We start from the raw sequence: 398 nt of genomic DNA on the forward strand, positions 1-398 counted from the left end.
GTTTACCTTCGCGCGCTTTTACCGAAATGTCCTGCAGCTCGCGGGATAATTCGATAATGCCTTTCTTGTTAACATCTCGTACCACCGGTACCACCAGGCCATTTGGCGTATCAACGGCAATGCCTAAATGCACATACTTTTTCAGGATCAGGCTGGCGCCATCTTCTGATAAAGAGCTGTTAAAGGTTGGGAACTCTTCCAGCGCCTTGGCCACCGCTTTCATAATAAAGACCAGCGGGGTGTATTTAACGCCCATCTTTTTCTTATCCGCCAGCGCATTCTGCTCTTTGCGGAAGTCTTCCAGGCCAGTGATATCGGCTTCGTCAAACTGGGTGACATGCGGAATGCGTACCCAGTTGCGATGCAGGTTGGCACCAGAGATTTTCTGGATCCGTGAC

The 398-nt window shown here is 50.3% G+C and carries 1 protein-coding gene; it reads right to left on the reverse strand.

The genetic code is table 11. The annotated features are described in order from the left end of the window. Positions 1-398: 2-oxo acid dehydrogenase subunit E2 (locus D7X55_RS47275; protein ID WP_199747492.1), on the reverse strand; the 398-nt coding region annotated here is incomplete at both ends.

Source organism: Corallococcus sp. AB049A (assembly GCF_003668885.1).
In the GTDB taxonomy this organism is placed as follows: Bacteria; Myxococcota; Myxococcia; order Myxococcales; family Myxococcaceae; genus Corallococcus; species Corallococcus interemptor.